Raw genomic sequence first — 25703 nt, 5'->3', positions numbered from 1 at the left:
GCTGGAGGCATGAACGGAATCCACGGGACCGAAGACGCGGTCCTCGCACTGCGCTCCGCCTTGCGCCGCCGGGGGATCGCCGCCATGGACGGTGACCTGTCCGGAAGCGTGCGCGCCGAACACGCCGGGATCCGGGTGACCGTCCGCTACGCCGACCATCGGTGGTGGCGGCCGATGTCCGGTGCCGCCGAGGTCACCGTCCCCGTCGCCCGTGAGGGGGACGAGGACGCCCTCGCCCGGCGGCTCACCGACGAACTCCTGGGACGGCTATGAGCGGGCTCACCTGGGGCGATTTCGCACGGCTCACCCGTCCCCGTTCCCGCGCCCACCCCGCGGAGACCCCGCCCGGTCCATCGGGCCCGCTGCCCCGACGAACACGCGACGTGCGCACCCCACCCGACCCACGAGCGGACGGAGAAGCCGCCATGCCCCGGACCGAACCCGACGCCTCCCGCCGCGAACGACGTCCGAGCACCGCTCAGCGGCAACGGGCCGAAACTGTTCGACACCGTCTCCTCGGCGCTGCGCGACGTCGAGGAGCCCGGCTCGGATCCGGCGATCGCCCTGCGCCGCGCCGACCGGGCCTTCGAGACCCTCCACCGGCACCTCGAACGAGGCGGCGTCCTGCCCGGCCCGTGGAGCAGGGCGCGACACCCCTGAGCGGAGGGCGACCGGTCCGGCCGCGCACACACCCCGGGGTCCCGGCATCGAAGCGTCGTTCACGCCCGACCCGGATCCGTCGGCGGGGAAGGGGGAGGTCACCGATCGCCGGGTCTCCCGAACGGGCTCCGACGACCCCGCCCTCCACGACCCGGTCCCGGTTCACCCCTGATCGTCGAGAACGCGACGCAGCGTGCGGCGTCCGATGCGGCTCATGGGCGGGTTGGTGTCGCGGTAATACCGAACGAGGCCCAGCGCCTGCTCGAACGCCCAGGCCCGGCCGCGCTCCCACTCGGGGTCGTCCACGCCGAGGGCGTCCCGGAACACGCGCCGGGGTCGCTCCTCCAGGACGTCCCAGGCACAGAGGAGGTCCAGTGCGGGGTCGGCCGGGCCCAGGCCGCCCACGTCCACGACCCCGACGAGGCGACCGTCCCGGACGAGCAGGTTGCCGGGCATCAGGTCTCCGTGGTTCATGACGTCGGGGGCGTCGCCCCGGGGCAGGTCTCGGAATCGCTCCTCCCAGAGTCGCCGCAGGCGGGGAACGTCCAGCATCCCCTCCGAGCGTTCCAGGCAGGTGCGGACCCAGGCGTCGTGGTCGGCGACGCGACCGCCACGGCCCGTCCCGGCGAACACCCGGCCCCGGGTGTCGATCGAGCGCACGCCGCGCACGAACTCGGCCAGGTCCAGGGCGAAGTCGACGCCGTCCCCGGGGTCGATCCGGTCGGCGGATGTTCCGTGAAGCCGGGTCTGCACGCTCCACGGCATGGGGTACCCCTCCCCCGGTTCACCGAGGGCCACCGGTTCGGGCGTGGGGAAACGGGTCCGTCCGAGGAGTTCGCGTGCCGCCTCGTCCTCCTCCTTGAGTGCGGACAGCGCGGTCTCGGGGTCCGTCGGCAGCAGGGGGAACCGGGCGATGAGGTGATCGCCCAGGTGGAACACCGCGTTGACCGTGCCGCCGGGGAGGACGGGGGTGAGGGGCAGGTCGGCCCAGTGCGGGAACCGGTCGGCGATGAGTCGTGCGGCCGTCTTCGTGTCGACCGTGAGCTGGTCCGTGTGCATCCGCATCGGCCCAGTGTGCCGACCCGGTCGCCCCGGCGCATCCGATTTCCCGCCCAGGGCGACCCTCTCCACGATCGCGGCCCTCCCGGCCGGGGCCGATGTCGGACGTGCCCCTCCCGGCCCGCCCGGAAGCCCGCGCGCCGATCACGAACGTCGTGGGACCGCACCCACCGCCGACGCGGCCACGCCGCCGGAACGGGACGCTTCACCGGCCGCGCCGTGAGCGCGGACCGCCGGCCCCGAACGCGCGACGCCCCTCCCCCAGGGCCGCTCCGGCTACTCCAACCGCCGCGAGTCGTCACGCCGCAGCACGAAGAAGTACGGCCCGCGCGACCCGCGCATGTCCATCGCCCCGATCACCGTGTCGTCGGAGAGCCGACGGAACACGTCGTGGATCGGGAGCCGGTCGTAGACCATCGTCGCCGTGTCCACGCCCCGGTACCGCGTGGTGCGCAGCCGCGCCGAGGCGGAACGCGTCCTCAGGATCGGCCGCAGGACGGCGATCGGACCGACGAGGGGAAGGCCCTGCGGCATCGGCAGTGCGCGCACCGCCCCGAGGGCCCCGAAGGCCTTGACCGGGTCGAACGCCCACAGCGACGTCGGGCCCGGACCGGGGAACAGGAGCGGATGCACGGTCTCGGCGTCCTCGAAGCGCTTTCCCCACCAGCCGCTCGCCGCCAGGAGGCCGTCCATCGGGTGACCGGTGGGCAGTTCGGCGCCGCGCCACGTGCCGAGCATGGAGTCCGGGTCGACCGCCTCCGAGGCGTCGAACAGCTCCAGGGCCTCCTCGGTGGTCGTCGGCACCGTCGTGAGCAGGTTCTTCGACCACGTCGGCCGCGCACGGGTCGGGGTCATGGGCGTGCCCTCCTCGCTTCTCGTTCCGTGAACGTTCCTTCGCGGCGTCCGGTCTCGGTGCGACCGGTCGCACCGGCGGCACCGCGCCCGGACACCGTCGGCCCCCCGGGGGGCCTCATTCCTCGGCGAGGTCCTCCTCCCCTCTCAACCTGCCACATCCGCGGGCCGGCGGGGGGTCGGCGCGGCGGCCACGTCGTGGGGACTGCGCGGGTGCGCACGGCCCGCTCCCCCGCTCGCGACGTGGCTCCTGCCCACCGGCGCGAGGCGGATCGATCAGGATCGGAGAAGCATCGGCCGAGGGCCCGCGATTAACGTGATCACCACGGGCATCGGCCCTCACACGGGCCCGCCACCGCGATCCCTCCGACGACACACGGACCACGAACACGCCGAGGCGGTCACCCGCACCGCACCGACCGAAAGAATCGGACGCGCCGCCCGCGTCCGACCCGGACGGGCCGGGTACCGCCGACCACCTCCCGAGGACCGCGCACGCGGCCCCACTCGACGACGCACGGAGAACAACGATGAGCAAGGTCATCACGACGGATCAGCGGTCGTCCGCGGCGCACGTCGCCGACGGCCACGACATGATCCGGGTACGGGGCGCGCGCGAGAACAATCTCAAGGGCCTCGACATCGAGATCCCCAAGCGCCGGCTGACGGTGTTCACCGGTGTCTCCGGGTCGGGCAAGAGCTCGCTCGTGTTCGGTACGATCGCCGCCGAGTCCCAACGCCTGATCAACGAGACCTACAGCACCTTCGTGCAGGGCTTCATGCCGTCCCTCGCCCGCCCCGAGGTGGACGTGCTCGACGGTCTGACGACCGCGATCATCGTGGACCAGGAGCGGCTGGGCTCGGACCCCCGTTCCACGGTCGGCACCGTCACCGACGCCCACGCGATGCTGCGCATCCTCTTCAGCCGGTTGGGGGACCCCCATGTCGGTCCGCCCGGCGCGTTCTCCTTCAACGTCCCCTCGGTCCGGGCGAGCGGCGCGATCACGGTCGAACGCGGGAACAAGAAGGCGGTGAAGGCGACCTTCAACCGCGTCGGCGGTATGTGTCCGCGCTGTGAGGGCCGGGGCTCGGTCTCCGACATCGACCTCTCCCGGCTCTACGACGACTCCAAGTCGATCTCCGGGGGCGCGTTCACCATCCCGGGCTGGAAGTCGGACGGTTGGTGGACCGTGCGGCTCTACGCCGAGTCGGGGTTCCTCGACCCGAACAAGCCGATCCGCGAGTTCACCGAGGGGGAGATGCGGGACTTCCTCCACAAGGAGCCGACCAAGGTGAAGGTGGAGGGTGTGAACCTCACCTACGAGGGGCTGATCCCCAAGATCCGGAAGTCATTCCTGTCCAAGGACAGGGAGGCGATGCAGCCGCACATCCGGGCGTTCGTGGACGAGGCTGTCACCTTCACCACCTGCCCCGAGTGCCACGGCACGCGGCTCGGCCCCGAGGCCCGTTCCTCGAAGATCAGGGGGATCTCCATCGCCGAGGCGTCCGCGATGGAGATCAGGGACCTGGCCGAGTGGGTCCGCGGCCTCGACGAGCCCTCGATGGCCCCGCTCCTGGACGTGTTGCGGCAGACCTTCGACTCGTTCACCGAGATCGGCCTCGGTTACCTCTCGCTCGACCGGCCCTCGGGGACGCTCTCGGGGGGCGAGGCGCAGCGCGTCAAGATGATCCGTCACCTCGGCTCCTCCCTCACCGACGTCACCTACGTCTTCGACGAGCCGACCATCGGTCTGCACCCCCACGACATCCGGCGGATGAACGATCTGCTGCTGAAGTTGCGGGACAAGGGCAACACGGTGCTCGTCGTGGAGCACAAGCCGGAGACGATCGCGATCGCCGACCACGTCGTGGACCTCGGCCCGGGCGCGGGCTCGGCGGGCGGCTCCGTCTGCTTCGAGGGCACCGTCGAGGGGTTGCGGGCCGGCGACACCCTCACCGGACGTCACTTCGACGACCGGGCGACCCTCAAGGAGAAGGTGCGCGAGTCGACCGGGGTGGTGGAGATCCGCGGCGCCGACGCCCACAACCTCCGGGACGTCGATGTCGACGTCCCGCTCGGCGTGCTCTGCGTGGTGACGGGGGTCGCCGGTTCCGGCAAGAGTTCCCTGATCCACGGGTCGATCCCGGCGGGCGCGGGGGTGGTGTCGATCGACCAGACGGCGATCCGCGGCTCGCGGCGCAGCAACCCGGCGACGTACACCGGGCTGCTCGACCCGATCCGCAAGGCGTTCGCGAAGGCCAACGGGGTGAAGCCCGCGCTGTTCAGCGCCAACTCCGAGGGGGCCTGCCCCGACTGCAACGGCGCCGGTGTCATCTACACCGATCTGCCCATGGCGGCGGGGGTCACCACCCTCTGTGAGGGATGCGAGGGGAGGCGGTTCCAGGCCGCGGTGCTGGAGTACCGCCTCGGCGGCCGCGACATCGGCGAGGTGCTCGCGATGTCGGTGTCCGAGGCCGAGGGGTTCTTCGACACGGGTGAGGCGCGCACACCGGCGGCGCACAGGATCCTCCGGCGGCTGGACGACGTCGGGCTCGGCTACCTCACCCTGGGGCAGCCGCTGACGACGCTGTCCGGCGGCGAGCGACAGCGGCTCAAGCTGGCCACCCGCATGGGCGAGAAGGGCGGCTGCTACATCCTCGACGAGCCGACCACCGGCCTGCACCTCGCCGACGTCGAGCAGTTGCTCGGTCTGCTCGACCGGCTCGTCGACTCCGGTACGTCGGTGATCGTGATCGAGCACCACCAGGCGGTCATGGCGCACGCCGACTGGATCATCGACCTCGGTCCGGGCGCGGGTCACGACGGTGGTCGGGTCGTCTTCGAGGGCACGCCCGCCGACCTCGTCGCCGCGCGCTCCACCCTCACCGGCGAGCACCTCGCGGAGTACGTCGGCGCCTGACCGGACGCCCCGGGGCGGGGGCCACCCCCGGACGCGAACGGAGGAGCGCGGCGGGGTTCGTCCGTGGCGGTCCGACCTCGCGGAGCCTCCACCGGTCGTTCCCGGCCCCTTCGGTGTCGGCAGGGGACGACCGGTCGGGGACGGAACTCCGCTCCGCCCGGCGCCGCGCCGGTCCGCGCCTCGTCAGTCCTGCGTGACTCTCGCCGCCGCGCGGCGCAGGTGCCGTTGGGAGCCGGGGGTGGTCGGGCCCGGCACCGTTCCGGCCGGGAAGGGGAGCGGATCCGGCGGCCGGCGGACGTGCGGGAGGACCCCGATGCCGGGCACCCCTTCGCGTCGGCGATCCGCACCGCGGTGGGCCCGCGCGGGAGGCGAGGGGGAACCCGGCCAGGGACTCAGGCGGGACCGAAGCCCTCTTCCAGGGCCACCAGCGCCGAACGCAGCAGCGCCCCCATGGGAGGGCCGTCCGCGCCCCGCAGGGCCTGCTCCTCGGCGGCCGCGCGCAGGGCCGCGTTGAGCGCCGCCGCCCGGACCCGCACGGCGAAGTCGTCCGGTCCGACCCCCCGCCGGTCGGCGAGGATCTCCGCGAAGACCCCTTCCGCCGCCCGGTGCACGTCCAGCCACACCGCCATGAGCGCGGGCTCCTCACCGGTCATCCGGATCAGTGACGCCACCGGTTCCACCACCTGCCCGCCGTCCTGACCGAACAGGCCGCTGCGGTCGAGGTGGTCGACGAGCGACTCCCCCCTCGGCCAGCCGCGCAGCTCGGCCGCCATCTCCTCCAGTCCGCTGGTGAGCAGCGGGCGCACGCAGCCCTCCTTGTTCGGGAAGTAGCGCCACAGGGTCCGGGTGGAGATGCCGATGGCGTGGGCGATGTCGTCCCCCGTCGTCCCCGCGACGCCCTTCTCCGCGAACAACTCCACGGCCGCGCGGGCGATCTGGAGCCGAACGATCCGTTTGCGCCTCTCGGTCATGGGCGGGCGTCCCTTGGCGCCGGTGCCCGTGGTCCGCTCGGCCGTCGTCATCGCCCCCACCGTTCCCTCAGCCCTCGGAGACCTCCAGCCTAGGCCCACCAAGCCTCCATGGACAAAATGTCACTTAGCGACAAAAAGACATACGATGACAGGGTCGGCCGAGGACGGCCGTCAGCGAGCACACGAGAGGACGACGATGGAAACGGGTCTCAAGGGGAAGAAGGTCATCGTCACCGGGGGCGGCTCCGGGATCGGCCGCGCCGCCGTCCTGGCCTTCGCCGCCGAGGGCGCCTCGGTCCTGGTGGCCGACATCAACGGGACCAAGGCGCTCGCCGCGGCCGAGGAGGCCCGCGCGGCCGGGGTGACGGCCGGGGCGGTCGTCGGCGACCTGGGATCGCCCGAGGTCGTCGACGAGGTGATCCGCACCGCCCTGGACGTTCTGGGCGGTGTCGACGTCCTGGTCAACAACGCCGGGATCATGGACGACATGTCGGCGACGGCCGACGTCACCGACGAGACGTGGGAGCGGCTGATCCGGATCAACCTCACCGCGCCGTTCCTGCTCACCCGCGCCGCGCTCCCGCACATGAGGGCGCAGGGACACGGATCGATCGTGTTCACCGCGTCGGAGGCCTCCCTGCGCGGCGGCGCCTCGGGGACCGCCTACACCGTCTCCAAGCACGGCGTCATGGGCCTGGTGAAGTCGACCGCGGTCATGTACCGCGACCACGGCATCCGCGTGAACGCGATCGCGCCCGGCGGCACCGCCACCGACATCTCCATCGGCACGCCCACGAGCGTGGACGGCCCCACGGCGCTGGGGCGGTACGCGCAGAACATCGGACGCGTGGCCGACGCGAAGGAGCAGGCCGCCGCCATCGTGTTCCTGGCCTCGGACGCCGCGAGCAACGTCAACGGCGCGATCCTGCCCGTCGACAACGGCTGGGCCGCCGTCTGAGACCGCTCTCGGGTCCCGGCCCTCGGAGAGGGCCGGGACCTTCGCGCGCCCTCCGGAAGGCGGATCCCGCCGAGGCGGACACGTGCCTCGACGACCGGTCCCGCGCCCCCGATCGGCTCCTCCGGGTCTTCGCGCGCGGAACGCAAGCCGTGAGCCCCGTCCCTCCATGTTCGGAGAGAGGCCGCGCCTCGTGGGCCGGCGCATTCGCGCCGCCCCTTTCCACCCACCGGCGATCACCGTGAGCGACCGGGCCGGAAGGACCCCCAAGGTAAAACAAGATCACACTGTTTTTTTCTTTGATTTTACGATGCGAGACCGACAAAGGCTCGCAGAGGCTTGCGCTCGTCACCATATTTTTTCCCCATGAGACTAAAGTCCTGAACAATCACATACGCCGCAAAAAACCCAGGACCTCCACCTTGTAGCACCTCGAACCTCGTTGCTACATTCACCCTCATGACACAGCAGCTGGAAACCCCCGTCACAGAACTTCCGAAGCTTCTGGTGAGCGTGCGGAAAGCCGCAGAAATACTGGACATCTCAGAACGGGTCGTCTACGAACTCTGCTACACACACGAGCTCGAATCGGTGAAGGTCGGCCCCAAGAAGTGGATTCGTCGGATCACCTGCGAATCGTTGAACCGTTACGTGGAGAAAGCCCGACTGGAATCTTACGAAGTCGGCGAATCACCAAGGTGAACGGAATCCACGAAAGGAGAATCCGTATGAGCGCCCTTCGAATCGACACCCCCCGGTTCAGGAACCGGCCCCTCGCGCCACCCTCGGGTGAGCCCCCTCTCGTGAGCGGACCCCGCAAGATCATGGCCACGGCCCGGCACATCGCGGCGGTCCTCGAACGCGAACCGGGACTGTGGCCGGGGCTGACCACCTGCGTCACCGACACCGACGGCCGGATCATCGTCCATTACACGATCGTGACCGGACGCGACTCGGCCGGCGGCGAAGACGCGGCGGCCGCCCTCTCCGGCCCCGACGGTGTCGTGGCGCGATGGCGGTCCCTCCTGGCCCGGGAACGGGAGTCACGACGCGAACGCGGCAACGGGCGCGAGCGCATCACCACCGTCCGGGGGTTCTCCTCCGGTTTCCCCGTCACGGTGCTGTTCACCGTCCTGCACACCGGCCGAGGCGTGTACCCCCGCACGGGGCCCGACCACGAGAGGAGGACACCATGACCACGGCTCGGAGCGGCGGCGGGCTGGTCTATCCCGATGCCAACACCACCCCCTGGCCCCTCAATCACCACGCCTACGTACGGGCGTGCGCGGACCGGCTGCGCAAGGACCTCAGCGACGCGCCCCTTCTCCACTTCCCCGAGTGCCACATGCAGCGGCACGAGGTCCGCAGCGCCCGCGTCAGCGTGGGCCCGACCGGGGGGACCCGTCCCCTGACGCTCTTCTGGAACGAACTGCGGGGGTGGAGCCACCGGAGGGAGGATGCCCGCGTCCCCCTCGTCCTGGGCGCGGAGACGCTCCTGTCCCCGGAGACGTTCGCGGTGGCCGTGACGGCGTTGCTGTCACCCGATCCCCGCATGTTGTTGACGGTGGAGGATCGCTCCCGGTACGCCGCCCACCCGGTGGACCCGTTCTTCGAACGGCGGCTGGCCTCCTACCGCAGGGGCTGACGGGGGGACGGGGACACGCGGGGGCGGTCCCCGTCCCCCTCAGGAGCGCGGTTCGGGGAGGATCCCGAACCTGCGGACGACGAGCTTCTCGACCTCCGACAGGGGCGACACCGGAGCGCCCGGTGCCACCACCAGCGCACCGATCCCGCTGCGGGGCAGGGTGCCGGTCCTGTCGGAGCGGATCACCGAGGTGGCACCGAGGGTCTCCACGGCGGGCGGGCTCCGGATGAGGGCCCGGCGCGCCGCCATCCCGCGCACACCGATGGCCGGGGTGATGGTGATGACGGCGGGCAGCCCCTCGGAGATGATGGAGACCGCGAGCGCCACCACGGCGACGAGGGCCTCCACCAGGGCGACGTCGCGCACCGGGACGGCGAAGGCGAACAGGAGCGCGCCGCCGACGGCCGCGGCCGGGGTGACCGCCCTGCCGAACCCGTTGATCTGACGCGGTAGGGGGTGACGAGGGCGCGCACCCCGCCGACCAGACCACTGATCCCGCCGATGCGCGTGTCGGCGCCGGTGGCCCGGCCGGCGACCACCGGTGTCCCGGAGCGGGCCATGGAGGCGCGCTCGGTCAGGACCGTGGCGCAGAGCGGGAAGAAGACGAGGACGTTGTGGAACCGTGCCGGGAAACGGACGAAAGGACCGCGCCCCCGGGAGGGGGCGACCGGTTCGGGCCGCGACGGGCGGCGGCCTCGGCCGGAGAGGGGCCATCGGGACCGGAGTCCGGGTCCGCCCCGGCACTCCCCCGGGGTGAGGGAGTGCCGGGTGACGTCCGCGCCGCGTGCGCGGGTCCCGGGGTCGCGCGCGGAGCCCCCGTGGTGGGTCGTTCCGGCCATAAGGGCGTCACCGTCCGGGAGCGCGGACCCGCCGTCCGCAGGCCCCGCCCCCACCCTCGGTGATCGACCATCCCGGCCCCCGGGGTCGGAGGGCCGAATCCGGGCGGGTCGAAAGTCCCCGGTCCGACATCACCGAGCACCCGCTCCGACCTGCCGGGACATCACGGATCCCGGAACGGCCCGGAGTCGGAGGACCCTTGACACCGGGCTCTCCCCGGCATGGTCTGGGAGGCCGGGAACGCCGCGCGCCGAGGAGGCGATCGCCCGTGTCCGAGACCGACCCGGTGCTCTGGCCCGACCGTGTCGAAGCGGTGCCGTCCGACGTGGACGGGGTGGTCACCGACACCGCCCGGATGCACACCGCCCGACCGGGCCTGGCCGGCGAACCTGATCCCGCCCCGTTCCTGGAGTCGGCGCGCCGACCGGGGGTCGCCCCCCGGTCGGGCCGCCGTGGTGGAGGCCGTCTTCGCCGGTGTGGAGGCCGGAACGCGCGGGGGGTTCGGGTTCGTGGTCGGGGTCGATCCCGGGACCGGGTCGCGGAACACGCCGTGAGCCCCTTGCCGAAGACCGGGACGGGGACGAACACTGGAGGGTCCGGGGGAGGTTCGTACCGGCCGTGCGCACGGTCGGGGTTCGGAGGGGACATGGAGAGCGCACACGGTTCCGGGGCGCCCGGCGGGGATTTCTGCCGACGGGTGGTGCACCGGAGGACGGAACTGGGATTGAGCCAGGAGGACGTGGCCATGCGCGCCGGGATGGATCCGGGGTACGTGGCCTATCTGGAGGAGCATCCACCGGTGTTGACCCGCTCGGCGCTCTATCGGTTGGCGCTGGCCCTGCGCACCTCGCCGGACGATCTGCTGGGCTCGGCCTCGGGGCTTCCGCCGGGCGCGGTGGTCACCGCCTTTCCGCACCACGACCTGCGCGTGCTGTCGCGGAGTGAGTGCGAGGAGCTCATCTCCCCGGGCGGGATCGGTCGGATCGCCTTCGGCACCGGTGGGGTCACCGCGCCGACCGTGCTTCCGGTGACCTACGTCTGGGACGGCGACGGGGTCCTGTTCCGCACCGCGCGAGAGGGGGTCATCTCCTCCCACGTGGAGGGCCCGGTGTCCTTCCAGGTGGATCGGATCGACGAGACCCTGAGCGAGGGGTGGAGCGTGCTGATCGCCGGCAGGGGGCGGGTGGTGCGCGACCCCGACGAGGAGGCCGTGCTGCGCGCGGGGTTGCCGCTGGCGACGTGGGTGGACCGGGAGGACGGCGTCCACGTGCGGGTGACCGCCATCGAGATCACCGGGCGGCGGCTGTCCGGCCGCTCGCTGTGATCACCGCGGGGGGAACGTGTTCCCCGGGGACGGGGAGGGGGAATCCGCGCCGGTCCCGGTCCCGCGTCCGGTGCGTGTTCCCGGGGGGCCGGGGCGGGAGGGACGCGGGTCCTCGGATGCGGTAGAGATGGGGGTGCTCCCCCGCCGCCACCGGGAAGGACTCCGCCCGTGCTCCCGTTCGTCACCGATCCCGTCGATCGGCCCGCCCTGGTCTTCGGTGACCGCTCCCTGTCCTACCGGGGGCTGGCGTCGGCCGCCTCCCGACTGGCCGCCGACCTGCCTGCGGGCGGCCGGGTCGCCGTGTGGGCCGTACCGACCCCGGAGACCTGTGTGGCGGTCACCGCGGCGGTCCTGGCCGGGGCGGCGGCGGTGCCGCTGAACCCGCGTTCGGGTGAGCGCGAGTCGGCGCACGTCATCGGCGACAGCGCCCCCGATCTGCTGCTGGCCCCGCCCGGCGCGGAACCACCGGAGGTGGTGCGCGACCTGCCCAGGATCGACGTGGACGCCTCCCCCGCCCCGGCCGTGGCGCCCTTCGTCCGGGAGGTCGACGACGAGGCCACCGCGCTGATCGTCTACACCTCCGGGACGACCGGCGCCCCCAAGGGCGTGCCGCTGTCGCGTCGGGCGATCGTCTCGACCCTGGACGCGCTCGCCGAGGTCTGGTCGTGGACGGCCGACGACGTGCTGGTGCACGCCCTCCCCCTGTTCCACGTGCACGGTCTGGTGCTGGGGGTGCTCGGCCCGCTGCGCCGAGGCGGGACGCTGCGCCACCCGGGCCGGTTCGAGGTCGCGGCGATCACCGAGGCCCTGTCCGGGGGAGGGACGCTGCTGTTCGGTGTGCCCACCATGTACCACCGGTTGGCGCTGGCCGTCGACGAGGATCCGGCCCTGGTCGAGGCGTTGGCGGGGGCGCGGCTGCTGGTCTCGGGTTCGGCGGCGCTGCCGCGGCCCGACCACGATCGGTTGACGGCGGCCACCGGGCACCGGGTGATCGAGCGGTACGGGATGTCGGAGACGTTGATGAACACCTCCGTCCGGCCGGGCGACGGCTCCCGGCCGGGCGGGGTGGGCACCCCGCTGCCGGGGGTGGGGCTGCGGCTGGTCGAGGAGGACGGGACGCCGATGCCGCCGGGCGACCCCGAGGCGGTGGGCGAGATCCAGGTGCGCGGACCGAACCTGTTCGACGGTTACCTGAACCGGCCGGAGGCCACCGCCGAGGCGATGACCTCCGACGGCTGGTTCCGGACCGGGGACATGGCCGTCCGGGAGGCCGACGGGTCGGTGCGCATCGTGGGCCGCAGGAGCACGGACCTGATCAAGAGCGCCGGGTACAAGATCGGCGCCGGGGAGATCGAGAACGTGCTGTTGGCCCACCCCGCGGTGGCGGAGGCGGCGGTGACCGGGGAACCGGACCCGGATCTGGGCGAACGGGTCGTGGCCTGGGTGGTGCCGCGCGGTCAGGCCCCGTCGTTGGCGGAGCTGTCGGACCTGGTGGCCGCCGAGCTGGCGCCCCACAAGCGGCCCCGCCGGTTGCGCGTGGTCGACTCCCTGCCCCGCAACGACATGGGCAAGGTCCTCAAGCGGGCGCTGGGCTCCTGATCCCGGGGGACCATGACCGCCGCGGCCAGCGTCACCAGGGCCAGGAGGAACCACACGAGCGGGCCGCCGAGGTCCAGGAGCGCGCCGACGGGTACGCCGCCCAGCAGGACCACCAGGCCGGACACCGAGGACAGGACTCCGGTGAACAGGCCCAGCCGACGGTCCTCGACCAGGTCGGGGACCCAGGCCCGGACCGTGGGCACGATGAGGGCCTGGCCCAGGGTGAGCGCGGTGACGAACACCGCCGCGGGCAGCAGCCCCGGTGAGGCGTCGACCGCGATCGGCACGGCGACGGCGACGAACCCCAGCGCGATCAGCACCAGCCCGGACACCAGGGTCACCCGGCGGCTCAGGCGGACGGTGGCCCAGCGCAGCAGGGGGAACTGCGCGGCGACGTAGAGCGCCGACGACCAGGCGAGCAGCCAGCCCAGGGCCGTCTGGGAGCCGGTGACCCGCTCCACCTCTCCGGGCAGTGCCAGGTAGAGCTGGTTGTAGGCCAGGAGGTAGCCGCCGTAGACCAGGCACAGGCCCACGAAGCGGCGGTCGACCGCCGTCGGCGGGCGCGTGTCCCCGGGCTCGGTGGCGCGCGGCTCGGGCGCTCCAGGGGGCATCAGGAACAGGTGCCCGACCAGCACCAGGACGAAGACGGCCGCCCCGACCAGGCAGGCCGTCCGGAACCCGCCGGAGAGAAGGAGGATCCCCAGCAGCGGGCCGACGAGGGTTCCGGCCTGCCCCGCGACGGAGAACCATCCGAGCATCCGGGTCCGGGGGATGCCGGTGCGGCGTTCGTGCTCGACGGCCTGGCGGGCGATCTCCGTCTCGACCGCCGGGGAGAACAGCGCGGCGGCGAAACCGATGAGCAGCACCGAGGCGATGACCGCGCCCGTCGCCTCGGCGAAGCCGAGCAGGCAGAACCCGACCACGCGCAGCGCGCAGCCGACCAGCACGACCGGACGCGGCCCGAACCGGTCGGTGAGCGCGCCCCCGACGACGAACAGCCCCTGTTGGCTGAAGGTCCGCAGACCCAGGACCAGGCCGACCAGCCACCCCGCGAGGCCGAGCGCGCCGCCGAGGTGATCGGCCAGGTACGGGAGCACCGCGAAGAAGCCGATGTTGAACGCGCACTGGGACCCGATCAACAGCAGGGGCAGCGGGCCCGGAGCGCGCCGGGACGCCGGAGCGGGGGTCACGGCGTGGCCGGGAGCGACGACTCGGAGGCCGCTCCGTGGATCGACGGGACCGCCCGCACGAGTTCACGCGTGTACGGGTGTTCGGGGTCGGTCAGGACACGGCGCGCGGGTCCGGTCTCCACGATCCTCCCCTGGCGCATGACGGCGACGCGGTGGGCGATGTGCCGCGCGAGGGGGAGGTCGTGGCAGATGAACAGGTAGCCCAGGCCCAGCTCGTCCTGGAGTCCGGTGAGCAGGTTGAGGACGCCGGCGCGCACCGAGGGGTCCAGGGCGGAGACGGGTTCGTCCAGTACCAGCAGTCTCGGTTCGCAGGCCAGCGCGCGGGCGATGCCGACGCGCTGGCACTGTCCGCCGGACAGCTCGTGCGGGAACCGGTCGCCGTGGGCGGGGTCGAGTCCCACCTTCCCCAGGAGCGCGTCCACCCGGTCGGGGCCGGTCGCGCGCTCCCAGCGGCCGTGGATCCGCAGGGGTTCGGCGACGGCGTCGCGCACCCGCAGGCGCGGGCTGAGCGAACCGTAGGGGTCCTGGAGGACGGGCTGGAAGGCGGGCCGCAGGGCGCGCAGTCCGGCCTCGCCCAGGGTGGTGAGCTCGGCGCCCTCGAAGCGCACGGACCCGGCGTCGGGGCGGCGCAGGCCCAGGACGGCGGTGGCCGCGCTGGTCTTGCCGCATCCGGATTCGCCGACCAGGGCGAGCGTCTCTCCGGCGTGCACGTCGAAGGAGACGCCGTCGACGGCGGTCAGCGGCGCGGAACGCCGGGTGGGGCCGGGGTGGCGCACCACGAGGTCGCGCACCCGGAGCAGCGGCACCGGGGCGGGGTCGTTCGGGTCGTCCATGGTGGTCCTCATCGCGGGGTCGGCGCGAACGGGTGGGTCAGTGGGTCGGGCAGGTCCGCCAGACGGTGGCAGGAGACCAGCCGTCCGGGTTCGCCGACGGGGAGCGGTACGGGTTCCTCCGTCCGGCAGACCTCTCGGACGTGGGGGCAGCGGGGGGCGAAGGCGCAGCCGCCCGGCGGCGACTCCGGGGCGGGCGGTGTGCCCTCGATGGTGGGGAGCCGGCGGTCGGTCGCCTCCAGCGGCGGCAGGGACGCGACCAGGCCCGCGGTGTAGGGGGCGCGGGGAGCGGTGAGGACCGGCACCGCCGGGCCCGACTCGACGTGACGTCCGGCGTACACGACCACCGTCCGGTCGGCGTATCCGCCGACCACGCCCAGGTCGTGGGTGATGAGGACGATCGCGGTGCCGGTCCGCTCGCGCAGTTCGCGGAGCCGGTCGAGCACGTGGGCCTGCATGACGGGGTCGAGCGCGGTGGTGGGCTCGTCGGCGAACACGAGGTCGGGCTCGTTGACGGTGGCCATCGCGATGACCGCCCGCTGGCGCATGCCGCCGGAGAACTCGTGGGGGTGGGCCCGGGCGCGCCGGGCGGCGTCGGGGATCCCGGCCCGGTCCAGGGCCTCCACCGCCAGCCGCCACGCCCTGGCCCGGCCCATCCTCCGGTTCGAGCGCAGCGCGCGGACGAGCTGTCCGCCCACGGTGTGGACGGGGCTGAGCGCGCTGAGCGCGTTCTGGGGGATCAGGGCCATGCGGCCGCCGCGCAGGGACCGGAGGACGGCCGGTGAGGCGCCGACCAGTTCCCGGCCGTCCAGGTCGACGCTGCCGCCGACGGTCGCGCCGTGGGGCGCCATGCCCAGGACCGTGTGCGCGGTGATGGACTTCCCGGCACCGGACTCGCCCACCAGGCCGAGGACCTCGCCGGGCCGGACGTCGAAGGACAGGCCGCGCACGGCGTGGACCGGTGTCCCGCCCCGTCCGCGCAGGGTGACCCGCAGGTCGCGGACCGACAGCAGGGGTCGATCGGTCATCGGGCCGTCCCTTCCGGTGTCGTCGCCCCGGCCGGTGCGGGGGTCCGCCGCCCCGGGCCGGTCCGGGTGCGCGGCGGGAGCGTGGAGGCGGAGACCGCGAACGCGGCCAGGAGCAGGAGCATGGCGGTGGGGGCCAGGGCCGCCAGGGGGGCCCGTTCCACGTAGGGCAGGGACTCCGACAGGCTCGCCCCCCATTCGGCGGAGGGCGGCTGTGCGCCCAGTCCGAGGAAGCCCAGGGAGGCCAGGGCCAGGGCGGTGCCCGGCAGGCGCAGCACCGCGTTCCTGGCGACCGGTCCCAGCACCGAGGGCAGGACGTGCCGCAGCAGGATCCAGCGGGCGTCGGCGCCCAGGGCGCGCTGGGCGGTCAGGTGGGTCGCCGCGCGCGTCTCCTGGACCAGGGCGGCGGTGTGGGCGGCCAACGGGGGCCAGGTGACCAGGGCCACGGCCAGGGCGGCGCCCGACTGCCCGGGGCCGAGCACGGCGGCCACCAGGATGCCCGCGATCACCGGGGGCAGGGCGTTGGCCGTTTCGGCGAGGCCCGCCGACAGTCCCGGGAGGAATCCGATCGGCACCGCGATGAGCAGACCCGCCAGGCACACCAGGGCGGCGACGCCGACGGTGGTGAGGGCGCCGTGGCCCAGGCGGGCCAGGACGTCGCGGCCGACCCCGTCGGTGCCCAGCGGATGCGCCCAGGAGGGGGCCGCGAGCCGCTCGGCCACCTGGACGGTCATCGCGTCGCGGGTCAGGCCCCAGAGGATCACCGTCAGGAGCAGGGTCGCGCACGCCCAGGGGATCGCCCGGCGGACCGCGCCCGCCGCGTCGGTGCTCGGCGGCGGCGGGGCCAGGGCCGCCGCGCGCAGGCCCGGTCCCAGCATGCGCAGGCGGGCGCTCTGCGCGAGCAGACCGGCCGCCATGCCCAGGAGCACCAGGGCGAGCACCGACCCCTGGACCATCGGCAGGTCCTGGGCCCGCACGGCGCCCAGTGCGGTGCGGCCGATGCCGGGGACGGTGAAGATGGTCTCCACCGCCACCGCGCCCCCGAGCAGGCCGATGGCGACCATGCCGAGCTGGGGGACGAGCGCGGGGGTGGCCCGGCGCAGCACCGCCAGGGCGATCAGCCCCGGCGCGCACCCCGAGGCCCGCCACAGGGGCACCCAGCGTTCGGCGTACACGGCGGGCAGCGCGTCGTCGACGAGCCGGCCCAGCAGTCCGCCGGCGGGGACGCCCAGCGCCAGGGCCGGGAGCACCAGGTGCACCGGTTCCCGCCAGCCGTAGGGCGGGAGCAGCCCCGCCCACACCGACAGCACGAGCATGAGCAGGATGGCGATGAGGAACTCGGGCAGGGCCGTGAACATCGCCGCGGCGGCCCCGCCGCCCGAGGCCCCCGGGCGCAGGGTGCCGCGCGCCCCCCGGACCAGGGTGGGCGCGCACAGCGCCGTCGCGGTGAGGAGCGCGACGGCGAGCGCGGCCGCCATGACCGTGAGCGAGACGCCCATCGCCGAGACGACGGCGGGCAGGACGGGCGCGCCGGAGACCCAGGAGTGGCCGAGGTCGCCGAGCGCGGCCCCGTGGAGCCAGTGGGCGAGCATCACCCAGGGTCCGGCGTCCAGGCCCAGGTCCGCCCGGATCGCCGCCAGCGCCTCCTCGGTGGGTTCGCGTTCGGCGAAGCGGGCGCGCAGCACCGCCAGGGCGGGGTCGCGACCGGACAGCCAGGGCAGCAGTCCGATGACGACGGTGATGAGCGTCAGCGCGGCGAGGCGGGAGACGACGGGCGTCGCCCACCGGGCGGCTCGGGCGCCGGTGTGTGCGGCGGTCACGGGGTCAGGTGGGTGAGCGGGGTGACGAGCAGGCGTTCGCGGGGGTCCTTGGCGGAGTCCGCGACGTGGGTCGCGTCCCCCTGGATGACGCGTTCGTGCAGCATCGGGATGGCGGCGTCGGTGTCCAGGATCGCGGCCTCGGCGGCCAGGATCGCGGCGCGGCGCTCGTCGCCCACGGGCGCCTTCTCGGCCTCCGACAGGGCGGCGTCCACGTCCTCGTCGCACAGTCGGGCGATGTTGAAGGACCCCTCGCAGGAGAAGTCGCTGGTCATGTAGGCGGCGGGGTCCCCGGAGTCGAGCACGGTCGCCCGGGAGAGGACGAACGCGTCGAACTCTCCGGCGAGGGCGTCCTCCTCGATGTCGGCGTACTCGCGCACGACCTGTCGCACCTCGAAGCCGGCGTCCTCCAGCTGCTGTTCCAGCACGGTGGCGACCTCGGGCAGTTCGGCGCGGTCGGTGAAGGTGGCCAGGGTGATGGCCGTCCCGTCGGGGTCGCCGGTGGGGGTGGGCTCATCGCGTTCGGGGCGCTCGGCGGACCAGGGCAGGGCGGGGCCGAGGAGGCCTTCGGCGACGTCGGCGCGTCCCTCGTAGACGCCGTCCACCAGGGCCCGGGGGTCGATGGCCGCGCGGACGGCGGCGCGCAGCGCGGGGTCGGTGAAGGGACCCTCCTCGGTGTTGAGGTAGAGGGTGTTGGTGCGCGGCATCGGCACCTCGGTGAGGGTGTCCGGGTCCAGGAGCGAGGCCTGGGAGGTGGGCACGGACTCGACGATGTCGGCCTCGCCGGTGCGCAGGGCGGCGGCGCGGGCGGTGCCGTCGGGCACGAAGGTCACGTCGATGCCGGCGGCCAGGGCGGGTTCTCCCCAGTAACCGTCGTAGCGGTCCAGGCGGGCGGAGGTGGTGCCGTCGACCTCGACCAGCTCGAAGGGACCCGATCCGGTGCCGACGGGGCTGACCGTGTCGCCGGAGTAGGCGCTCTCGGCGAGGATCGACAGTTGCGGCGAGGAGAGCCGCTGGGGCAGCAGGGGGTCCTCCCGCTCGGCGGTGACGGTGAGCGTGTCGCCCTCCGCGTCGATCTCCAGTGCCAGGCCGTCGAGGATGCGCGGCGCGGGCGTGGCCCGGGCGGCGTACTCCAGGGAGTGGGCGGCCACGGCGGCGGTGAGCTCCGTGCCGTCGTGGAAGGTCACCCCGTCCCGGACGGTGAACGTCCAGGTCGTGTCGTCGGCCGAGGACCATTCGGTGGCCAGGCCCGGAAGCGGGTCGCCGTCCTCGTCGAGGGTGACGAGGGTCTCGGCGGTGCTCCAGCGGGAGAGCTTGAAGGCGTCGTCGCTCAGCGGGGAGAGGGACGACCGGGGAGGCTGCATCATCGCGATCGAGATGCGCCCGTCGTCGGCGGCGTCGGCGCCGCCGTCGGGCAGGCAGCCGGCCACCGCCAGGGCCGAGGCCACGGCGAGGCAGGCGGAGAGGGCGGATCTGTGAGGGTGCACGGAGGTTCTTCCGGTCGGGGCGTACGGGGGTCGGGGCATGGGGGATCACGGCGTGGACACGTCGTGCCTGATCAGGACATATTACGATAATCGTTTTCATTATCGCGACACGGAGCCCCGTGGGCCCGGTCACGTCCGCGCGCACGTCGGTCACATCCCGCCGGCCCCGCCCGGCCCGGACGGGTGGGGCCGGACGGGTGGGGCCGGACGGGTGGGGCCGGTGCGCGCGGTTCGCGGGCATGACGCGGCACACCGGTGTGCCCGGCCGTCGAGACCGCCCCGACGTGATCACACCCGCCGCCCGTGGGCGGGCCCCCTTCGTACGCGTTACGGGTGTCCCCTAACCCGGGTAACCGGTCCCTCGCTTCGGCGGGCCTTTGTCCCGTGTCCTCCGCACGTGGGCACCCGGCGTGCGGCGATCCGCGGAGGGAACCGCGCGGCGCCGGCGCGATCCCGCCCGCCGCGGAGACCATGGCGGTGTCGGCGTCGCGTACGCGGTTCTGCCCCCTGTCGGCACACAACGCCCTGGCAGACGGGGCACGGCGCCCGGCCTTGCACGCCGATCGGCCCGGCCGGGCGCCGCGCCCCCGGCACCACAGGAAGAGGCCCATGCCCTACTCCAAGGAATGCGTGTTCGGGGAGATCACCGCGATCTTCTCCACCGGTGAGACCGCCCGTCCCAACGAGAACTACTACGCACTGACCGGAAGCATCGACACCAAGGGGATCACCACCTGGATCAGGTCCACCGACCCCTCCAGCGGGGCGGTCCGACCGGCCCAGGACTGGCACAAGCTCGACTGGGGCCACCGGGTCGTCCCGCCCGCCGGCTACCACGCCTTCTCCGACGCGCCGGACCACCAGTTCTCCTGGCTCAAGCGCGTGCCCAAGGAACACCTGGCCTGCGTCAAGGAGACCATCGACGGCGTCGACTACGCGGTGCCCGGCGACAAGTACAGCGTCGCGGTGGACCACGGAATGATCTTCGAGCTGCTGCGCACCAAGCGGCCCCGGCAGACCCTGGAGAAGGACAGCGTCCTGATCGCCCCCGATCCGGGGTTCTGGTTCTGCGGACTGAACATGATGGGGCTCCCCATCGGGAAGGACCCGGGTCAGGTCTACGTGCTCAACCTGCCCCTCCCCGTCACCCGGGGTGGGAACCTGGCCCGCCCCAGGATCACGGACCCCGACGACATCCCCCAGGAGCAGAACGCGATCATCGACCGCGAGGTCCTCGTACCCTGCGTGGCGGTCGACGACCGCACCAAGTCCCGGGCCTGGATCGTCGAGAACTCGCCCACCTACACCCTGCGCCGCCGCCGCTCCTACACGCTGGTGGCCGCGCTGGACCTGCGCGGCAGCAGCAAGGACGGCCACATGGGGCAGACCGTCTCCTGGGGCGTCACCGACACCCAGACCCGTACCTACAGCAAGAGCGTCGGCATCACGGTGGGCTTCGAGGCCGGTGTGTCGGTGGAGGGCGTCGGCGTCAAGGTGAGCGGGTCGGTGACGACGACCCTGGGCTACTCGCGCTCCTTCGCGAACACCGAGATGCAGCAGCAGTCGGTGCAGGTGGACGGGAACGCCGCCGCCGGCCGCGTCACGGCCATGTACGCCGAGAAGCACGTGATCTACGTGGTGCGCGACGACCCCGACCACACCTTCTGCTCGGACGACGAGAAGAACGTGGTGACGTTCAAGGCGGGGCTGCGCTACGCCATCGTGGACGACAGCGGCACGTTCTCCGGGTCCCCCGCACTCGCGGACGGGTTCGACGCGTCCGCTCCGTCCCCGGACGGGCGGCGCGGCGTCGAGGGAGCCGACGGAGGGATCCGCGCGGTCGGCTACGGCATGGACGCCAACGAGGTGCCCGCGCCCGAACAGCTGACCGGCCCGAACGCGCCCGAAGGCGTACCGGCCCCCCGAAGCCCCGAACGGGTCGGACGGGAGACGGTCACGGGCACACCCGCCTCCTGATGATCGGGGCCGGGGGCCTCGGTGATCGTGGGCGGTCGGGGACCGCTCCACGGGTGCGCCGGTCTCCCGGTCGCGCCTGATCGCCGCGGCCCCGGCGAGAGGGCCTCGCCCGGTGCGGACGCGCACCTGTCGGTGCGCGTCCGCCGTGCCGCCCTTCCAGCGTGTCGACGGCGGCCTCGGACCGCTGACGGAACCGCGCCGGTCCGCCGTGGCGGACGGCTCGCGCGGGGCGATGCGGGGTCGGTTCGCGGCCATGGGCGTGCGTTCGGCGGACAGGTCCGCTCGCCGGAGGGCTCCGGGTCGTGCCGGCGGCAGCCGGTCCTGGGACGGGGTGCCGCCCGCCCGGACGCTGATCGCCGGGCGGCCCCCGCACCAGGACGCGCCGACGACCACTGCTCGTCCACCCCGCCGGCGGAGACGGAACGCACCGCGTCCACCCGGGGCGGCGCAGAGCGAGGGCTACGCGCGCGCCGTCATCGCCGCCTGCCCGGTGGAGCCGGTCGTGTCCCCTTCCCGAGTACGCCTCGTCCTTTCGGCCCACACGCGGTCCGCTCCCCCCGACGGAAGGCCGAAACGGTGCGCGGGGGTCGAACCCTCACCACGGCGCGATCGGGTGCGTGGACCGCGGGAACGTCCTCACGACCCCTCCTCGGCCTGGGCGTCGGCCGTACCGGGCCCGTGGCCGGGCATGGCCGAGCGGGCCTGCGCGTCCCGGTGCAGGCGCAGGAACTCCAGGTGCCGCTCGTACTCGTCGAGGATGTTCCCGATGAGCTGCTCCTTGGTGTAGCCCATCACGTCGTAGCCCTGGCTGCCCTCGGTGAGGTAGACCTCGAAGCGCACGTAGGTGTCGTGCTCGGCGAGCGAGCGCATGGCGAACGCCGGGGTGGGGACCACGATCGGCCACACCCGGTAGGTGAACTCCTCCTCGGAGCCCACCGGCACCCTCAGTTCCAGGTGCGGGATCCCGACCTCCTCGTCGGCCACCTCGGTCACCGACGCCTCCGCGCCCTGGTCGCGCAGCCCTTCGGCGACGTCCTCGAACGCGGGGCGGCACACCTCCCGGACGAACCTGGTGGCCGCACGCTTGCCGGGGAAGCTCACCGCCCTCGCGATCCGCTGGCGCCAGTTGCGCTCCGTGCCCCGGCGGTCGATCGCGGTCCGGTCCGACAGCGAGGACGACAGGGTCGTCCGGAACGCGTCCTGCCGGAACCTCTCGATCCGCAGCGCCTTGTACAGCCCCCAGATGATCAGGAGCATCACGAACGAGAACGGTAGCCCCATGATGATGGTCGCGCTGGTCAGCGTGTCCAACCCGCCGACCAGGAGCATGGCGAGGGTGAGCAGGCCGGTCGCCGACGCCCAGAAGACGCGCAGCCACGCCGGCGCGTCGGTGATCGGCGTCGGCAGGTGGGAGCTGAGGTTGCCCATCACCAGCGCGCCGGAGTCGGCCGAGGTGACGTAGAGGAGCAGGCCGACGACCGTCGCGAGTCCGGCGCTGAACAGCACGCCCGGGTACTGCGTGAGCAGTGTGTAGAACCCCCGTTCGGGTTCGTTCATGGCGAGCTCCCCGAACGCCAGGTCGCCCTGGCGCACGATGCTCAGGGCGCTGTTGCCGAAGACCGACAGGAACGTCAGCGTGTACAGCAGCGGGACCACCAGGGTCGCCGCCACGAACTGCCGGATGGTGCGGCCCCGCGAGATCCTGGCCAGGAAGAGCCCGACGAAGGGCGCCCACGCGACCCACCAGGCCCAGAAGAACAGCGTCCAGTCGTTGAGCCAGGCGATCGGCGGGTCGTAGGCGAAGGTGTTCAGCGTCATCGAGGGGAACCGGCTGACGTAGTCGCCGATGTTCAGCACGAGGGCGTTGAGCAGTTGGACGGGATTCTCGAAGACCAGCACGTAGAGCATCAGGACGATGGCGAGCACGACGTTGAGCTGGGACAGCCGCCGGATGCCCCGGTCGACGCCCGCAACGGCCGACACCGTGGCCACGAGCACGGCGATGAGGATCAGGCCGATCTGCGCCGCCGTCCCCTCGGGGATGCCGAAGAGGAAGTTCAGCCCGTAGTTGAGCTGGACGACGCCGATGCCCAGCGACACGGAGATGCCGAAGATCGTGCCGATGATGGCCGCCAGGTCGACCGCGTCACCGATGCGGCCGTGGATGCGCTTGCCGATCAGCGGATACAGGGCCGAGCGGATGGCCAGGGGGAGGTGGTAGCGGAACGAGAAGTAGCCGAGGGCCATGCCCATCAGCGCGTACATCGCCCACCCGGTGATGCCGTAGTGGAAGAGCGTCCACACCACGCCCTGCCGCGCCGCCTCGACGGTCTGCGCGTCGCCCTCGGGAGGGGCCAGGTAGTGGGTGACCGGACCGGCCACGGAGAAGAACATCAGATCGATGCCGATCCCCGCCGCGAACAGCATCGCGGACCACGCGAACACCCCGTAGTCCGGCCGGGAGTGCTGGGGGCCGAGCTTGATGGTGCCGTACCGGGAGACCGCGACGAACACCACGAACCCCAGGTACAGGGTGGCGGCGAGGAAGTAGTACCAGCCGAACACCTGGCTGATCCACCCCACGACGGTGCCGATGACGTACTCGGCGCCCGTCGGAGTGATGATCGCCCAGATCGAGAGTGCGAGGATCAGGATCGACGAGCCGAAGAACACGGTCGGTTTGAGCCGGCTCCGTCCGGGCTCGGTCCTCTCCGGGTCCGCCGGCGTCCGCGGGTTCGCCGCGCCCTCCTGACGATCCCGTCCTCCGTCATCGGTGGCCACCGATCTCACCTCTCGTTCCTGCGGTTGCCGGTGGTGGCTCCCCGCGGGCGGCGGTGACGGGGGCGTCGAGGAGGGGGTCGGGGACCTTCCGCGACCGCGGCCGGGCACCGCGCTCGGGAGCGCGCGGCGTCGGCGCGGACCGCGCGGCCCTGTCCGGCGCCCACCCAGGTGCCGTCTCGACGCCGCGAGGCCGGCGGGAAGCGAACCATGGGACTCGGGTAGTCCACGGCGCCATCTTCACCGATCGTCCGTCGAGGTGCCCGTAACCCGCGCGCGGCGGCGTGGCGCGTCACCCGCGCGGAGCCCTTACACGGCGGCCGGGTCCCCGTGCCCGTCATCGCGGAACCGGGTCCGGGCATCGGGAACTCAGGGGAACACCACTAGTCGACGGTGAGTTCGCCCATCCGGTCCCAGCCCTCGCCCTCGACCGCGCGGCTGACGATCAGCGGGGTCTCGGTGAGCAGCGGCCTCATCGCGGCCAGGCCGGCGCGGAAGTGGTCGCTGTTCACGTGCGCCTCGGCCGCACCGTCCTTGAACGCCTCGACCAGCACGAACTCGTTCTCGCGCTCGACGCTGCGGGACCACTCGAACCACAGGTTGCCGGGTTCGGCGCGGGTGGCCGCGGTGAAGTCGGCGACAGCGTCGAGGAACCCGTCCCCGACCTCGGGCTCGACCCGGAACTTGACGACGATGAGGATCATCGTGTGCCTTCCTCTCGTTCTCGTTGTGCGTCGGGCACCCGTGCCGTGCCCGCGGGTCACCACTCTCGCAGGGCAGGGGCCGGGTCGGGCCGCCGACGTGCCGCCGCCGGGCCACGGCCCGGTGTGGAGGGGGACCCCGCGCGCGGCGGTCGACCGGGCGCGCGTCAGCGCCGACCGGGTGTGGTGAGGGCCATGGGTCAGAAGGTGAGCAGGACGGAGACGACGGCCAGGGCGGGGGCCGTCCCCTGGATCATGGCGGCGCGCGTCTTGGTGGCGTCCCGGGTGACCAGGACGAGGGCGGCGGCGAGCATGGAGCCGGTGCCGGCCAGGATCAGGGCGGTGCCGGCGGCCGGGATCGGACCCCACAGGGCCAGGCCGACCACGGTGACGATCGCCAGGAACAGGTTGTAGAAGCCCTGGTTGTAGGCGAGTTCGCGCGTGGTCTCGGCGGACTCCGCCGAGGTCCCGAAGATCCGGCGGGTGGTCGGCGCGGTCCAGCGCAGCGACTCCAGGACGAAGATGTAGACGTGGAGGAGCGCGGCGATCGCGGCGAGGACGACGGTGACGATCTGCACGGGACCACCTCGGGTACGTCGGACGGAGCGGGACGGAACGGTACCAGCCTGGCCCGCGAGCGCCCGAAGGACCCCCCGACACTCCGAGGGATTCGGCCGCGCGCACGCGACGGCGCGGCGGTCCAGGACGGTGACCGCCGCGCCGTGCGCGCACCCGACCTCTCGGGTCGCTACCTTCAGGGCAGGTGGAAGACCTCGGTCAGCGGCACCATGCTCGCGTCCGGGGCCGCTTCGAGCCCTTCGAAGAAGGGCGCCATCTCGGCCTGCCAGCGGGCGTTGACCTCGGTGCGGGCCATGAGCTCACGGGCCCGTTCGAAGTCCTCGGTCTCCAGGTAGCCGATGATCGTGCCGTCCCCCGCGGAGAACAGGGAGTAGTTGCCCCATCCGGCCTCGGTGAGCGCCTCGCGCATCTCGGGCCAGACGGCGGCGTGCCGCTCCTCGTACTCCTTCAGCCGGTCCTCGCGGACCTTCAGGACGAAGCAGACGCGCTGCACGGT

The 25703-nt window shown here is 73.0% G+C and carries 21 protein-coding genes and 1 pseudogene; 9 read left to right on the top strand and 13 right to left on the bottom strand.

Annotated elements, in window-relative coordinates:
• The first annotated feature begins 9 nt into the window (after positions 1-9).
• On the top strand, positions 10-273 hold the full coding sequence (locus PWG71_RS24770; RefSeq protein ID WP_274812399.1) for a hypothetical protein: 264 nt from the start codon (positions 10-12) through the stop codon (positions 271-273).
• A 549-nt stretch (positions 274-822) separates the two neighbouring features.
• Here PWG71_RS24770 and PWG71_RS24765 read toward each other — a convergent pair.
• Both PWG71_RS24765 and PWG71_RS24760 read right to left on the bottom strand, forming a co-directional pair.
• Positions 823-1725: an aminoglycoside phosphotransferase family protein gene (locus PWG71_RS24765; protein ID WP_274812398.1), complete on the bottom strand. Its 903-nt coding sequence runs from the start codon at positions 1723-1725 to the stop codon at positions 823-825.
• A gap of 270 nt (positions 1726-1995) precedes the next feature.
• Positions 1996-2574, bottom strand: coding sequence for a DUF4334 domain-containing protein (locus tag PWG71_RS24760; protein WP_274812397.1), 579 nt, complete (start codon positions 2572-2574; stop codon positions 1996-1998).
• Between the two features lie 527 nt (positions 2575-3101).
• Between PWG71_RS24760 and PWG71_RS24755 the strand changes: the two genes are divergently transcribed.
• Entirely contained in the window at positions 3102-5492 is a 2391-nt protein-coding gene (locus PWG71_RS24755; protein ID WP_274812396.1) for an excinuclease ABC subunit UvrA, read from the top strand.
• Positions 5493-5884: 392 nt separating this feature from the next.
• Here the strand turns inward: PWG71_RS24755 and PWG71_RS24750 are convergent, their stop codons facing one another.
• A complete protein-coding gene (locus PWG71_RS24750; protein WP_274812435.1) occupies positions 5885-6463 on the bottom strand; it encodes a TetR/AcrR family transcriptional regulator in 579 nt (192 codons plus the stop codon).
• Positions 6464-6659: 196 nt separating this feature from the next.
• On the opposite strand from PWG71_RS24750, the gene PWG71_RS24745 reads away from it, so the two are divergent.
• From PWG71_RS24745 to PWG71_RS24730, 4 genes are all read left to right on the top strand, one after another.
• Positions 6660-7421 carry an SDR family NAD(P)-dependent oxidoreductase gene (locus tag PWG71_RS24745; RefSeq protein ID WP_274812395.1) on the top strand — a complete coding sequence of 254 codons (762 nt, stop codon included), beginning with the start codon at positions 6660-6662 and terminating at the stop codon, positions 7419-7421.
• A 456-nt stretch (positions 7422-7877) separates the two neighbouring features.
• Positions 7878-8120, top strand: a complete 243-nt coding sequence (locus PWG71_RS24740) for a helix-turn-helix domain-containing protein (RefSeq protein WP_274812394.1) — start codon at positions 7878-7880, stop codon at positions 8118-8120.
• A 26-nt stretch (positions 8121-8146) separates the two neighbouring features.
• Entirely contained in the window at positions 8147-8614 is a 468-nt protein-coding gene (locus PWG71_RS24735) for a hypothetical protein (RefSeq protein ID WP_274812393.1), read from the top strand.
• Complete coding sequence (locus PWG71_RS24730; protein ID WP_274812392.1) at positions 8611-9063, top strand: hypothetical protein; 453 nt, start codon at positions 8611-8613, stop codon at positions 9061-9063. Before PWG71_RS24735 ends, PWG71_RS24730 begins: the two co-directional genes overlap by 4 nt.
• Before the next feature lie 39 nt (positions 9064-9102).
• Here the strand turns inward: PWG71_RS24730 and PWG71_RS24725 are convergent, their stop codons facing one another.
• Positions 9103-9777, bottom strand: coding sequence for a P-type ATPase (locus tag PWG71_RS24725; RefSeq protein WP_274812391.1), 675 nt, complete (start codon positions 9775-9777; stop codon positions 9103-9105).
• Between the two features lie 769 nt (positions 9778-10546).
• On the opposite strand from PWG71_RS24725, the gene PWG71_RS24715 reads away from it, so the two are divergent.
• Together PWG71_RS24715 and PWG71_RS24710 are read left to right on the top strand one after the other, a co-directional pair.
• A complete protein-coding gene (locus tag PWG71_RS24715; RefSeq protein ID WP_274812390.1) occupies positions 10547-11224 on the top strand; it encodes a helix-turn-helix domain-containing protein in 678 nt (225 codons plus the stop codon).
• 168 nt (positions 11225-11392) lie between these two features.
• Entirely contained in the window at positions 11393-12823 is a 1431-nt protein-coding gene (locus tag PWG71_RS24710; protein ID WP_274812389.1) for an acyl-CoA synthetase, read from the top strand.
• A 29-nt stretch (positions 12824-12852) separates the two neighbouring features.
• Here PWG71_RS24710 and PWG71_RS24705 read toward each other — a convergent pair.
• The 5 genes and pseudogenes from PWG71_RS24705 to PWG71_RS24685 all read right to left on the bottom strand — a co-directional run.
• Positions 12853-13920 (bottom strand): annotated as a pseudogene (locus tag PWG71_RS24705) (MFS transporter); the annotation flags it as partial.
• A gap of 89 nt (positions 13921-14009) precedes the next feature.
• Entirely contained in the window at positions 14010-14846 is an 837-nt protein-coding gene (locus PWG71_RS24700; RefSeq protein WP_274812387.1) for an ABC transporter ATP-binding protein, read from the bottom strand.
• 8 nt (positions 14847-14854) lie between these two features.
• Positions 14855-15871: an ABC transporter ATP-binding protein gene (locus PWG71_RS24695; protein ID WP_274812386.1), complete on the bottom strand. Its 1017-nt coding sequence runs from the start codon at positions 15869-15871 to the stop codon at positions 14855-14857.
• On the bottom strand, positions 15868-17688 hold the full coding sequence (locus PWG71_RS24690; RefSeq protein WP_274812385.1) for an ABC transporter permease subunit: 1821 nt from the start codon (positions 17686-17688) through the stop codon (positions 15868-15870). Before PWG71_RS24690 ends, PWG71_RS24695 begins: the two co-directional genes overlap by 4 nt.
• Entirely contained in the window at positions 17685-19211 is a 1527-nt protein-coding gene (locus PWG71_RS24685; RefSeq protein ID WP_446725097.1) for an ABC transporter substrate-binding protein, read from the bottom strand. The genes PWG71_RS24690 and PWG71_RS24685 overlap by 4 nt, the downstream gene beginning before the upstream one ends.
• A 570-nt stretch (positions 19212-19781) precedes the next feature.
• On the opposite strand from PWG71_RS24685, the gene PWG71_RS24680 reads away from it, so the two are divergent.
• Positions 19782-21149, top strand: a complete 1368-nt coding sequence (locus PWG71_RS24680) for a hypothetical protein (protein ID WP_274812383.1) — start codon at positions 19782-19784, stop codon at positions 21147-21149.
• A gap of 636 nt (positions 21150-21785) precedes the next feature.
• On the opposite strand, the gene betT is transcribed toward PWG71_RS24680, so the two are convergent.
• From betT to PWG71_RS24660, 4 genes are all read right to left on the bottom strand, one after another.
• Positions 21786-23930, bottom strand: a complete 2145-nt coding sequence (gene betT, locus PWG71_RS24675; RefSeq protein ID WP_274812382.1) for a choline BCCT transporter BetT — start codon at positions 23928-23930, stop codon at positions 21786-21788.
• A gap of 380 nt (positions 23931-24310) precedes the next feature.
• Positions 24311-24631, bottom strand: coding sequence for a putative quinol monooxygenase (locus tag PWG71_RS24670; protein ID WP_274812380.1), 321 nt, complete (start codon positions 24629-24631; stop codon positions 24311-24313).
• 197 nt (positions 24632-24828) lie between these two features.
• Positions 24829-25206 (bottom strand): DUF1304 domain-containing protein, encoded by a 378-nt coding sequence (locus tag PWG71_RS24665; RefSeq protein WP_274812379.1) that lies wholly within the window; start codon positions 25204-25206, stop codon positions 24829-24831.
• A 176-nt stretch (positions 25207-25382) separates the two neighbouring features.
• A complete protein-coding gene (locus PWG71_RS24660) occupies positions 25383-25700 on the bottom strand; it encodes an L-rhamnose mutarotase (RefSeq protein ID WP_274812378.1) in 318 nt (105 codons plus the stop codon).
• Between the last annotated feature and the right edge of the window lie 3 nt (positions 25701-25703).

This window comes from Nocardiopsis sp. N85, from assembly GCF_028882275.1.
Lineage (GTDB): Bacteria > Actinomycetota > Actinomycetes > Streptosporangiales > Streptosporangiaceae > Nocardiopsis > Nocardiopsis lambiniae.
This window is presented reverse-complemented; position numbering and strand designations above follow the sequence as displayed.

Excerpts from the sequence above, each read along its gene's own strand:
- PWG71_RS24770 (WP_274812399.1), top strand. The coding sequence starts at position 10 with ATGAACGGAATCCACGGGACCGAAGACGCGGTCCTCGCACTGCGCTCC.
- PWG71_RS24765 (WP_274812398.1), bottom strand. The coding sequence starts at position 1,725 with ATGCGGATGCACACGGACCAGCTCACGGTCGACACGAAGACGGCCGCA.
- PWG71_RS24760 (WP_274812397.1), bottom strand. The coding sequence starts at position 2,574 with ATGACCCCGACCCGTGCGCGGCCGACGTGGTCGAAGAACCTGCTCACG.
- PWG71_RS24755 (WP_274812396.1), top strand. The coding sequence starts at position 3,102 with ATGAGCAAGGTCATCACGACGGATCAGCGGTCGTCCGCGGCGCACGTC.
- PWG71_RS24750 (WP_274812435.1), bottom strand. The coding sequence starts at position 6,463 with ATGACCGAGAGGCGCAAACGGATCGTTCGGCTCCAGATCGCCCGCGCG.
- PWG71_RS24745 (WP_274812395.1), top strand. The coding sequence starts at position 6,660 with ATGGAAACGGGTCTCAAGGGGAAGAAGGTCATCGTCACCGGGGGCGGC.
- PWG71_RS24740 (WP_274812394.1), top strand. The coding sequence starts at position 7,878 with ATGACACAGCAGCTGGAAACCCCCGTCACAGAACTTCCGAAGCTTCTG.
- PWG71_RS24735 (WP_274812393.1), top strand. The coding sequence starts at position 8,147 with ATGAGCGCCCTTCGAATCGACACCCCCCGGTTCAGGAACCGGCCCCTC.
- PWG71_RS24730 (WP_274812392.1), top strand. The coding sequence starts at position 8,611 with ATGACCACGGCTCGGAGCGGCGGCGGGCTGGTCTATCCCGATGCCAAC.
- PWG71_RS24725 (WP_274812391.1), bottom strand. The coding sequence starts at position 9,777 with ATGGCCCCTCTCCGGCCGAGGCCGCCGCCCGTCGCGGCCCGAACCGGT.
- PWG71_RS24715 (WP_274812390.1), top strand. The coding sequence starts at position 10,547 with ATGGAGAGCGCACACGGTTCCGGGGCGCCCGGCGGGGATTTCTGCCGA.
- PWG71_RS24700 (WP_274812387.1), bottom strand. The coding sequence starts at position 14,846 with ATGGACGACCCGAACGACCCCGCCCCGGTGCCGCTGCTCCGGGTGCGC.
- PWG71_RS24695 (WP_274812386.1), bottom strand. The coding sequence starts at position 15,871 with ATGACCGATCGACCCCTGCTGTCGGTCCGCGACCTGCGGGTCACCCTG.
- PWG71_RS24685 (WP_446725097.1), bottom strand. The coding sequence starts at position 19,211 with ATGCCCCGACCCCCGTACGCCCCGACCGGAAGAACCTCCGTGCACCCT.
- PWG71_RS24680 (WP_274812383.1), top strand. The coding sequence starts at position 19,782 with ATGCCCTACTCCAAGGAATGCGTGTTCGGGGAGATCACCGCGATCTTC.
- PWG71_RS24670 (WP_274812380.1), bottom strand. The coding sequence starts at position 24,631 with ATGATCCTCATCGTCGTCAAGTTCCGGGTCGAGCCCGAGGTCGGGGAC.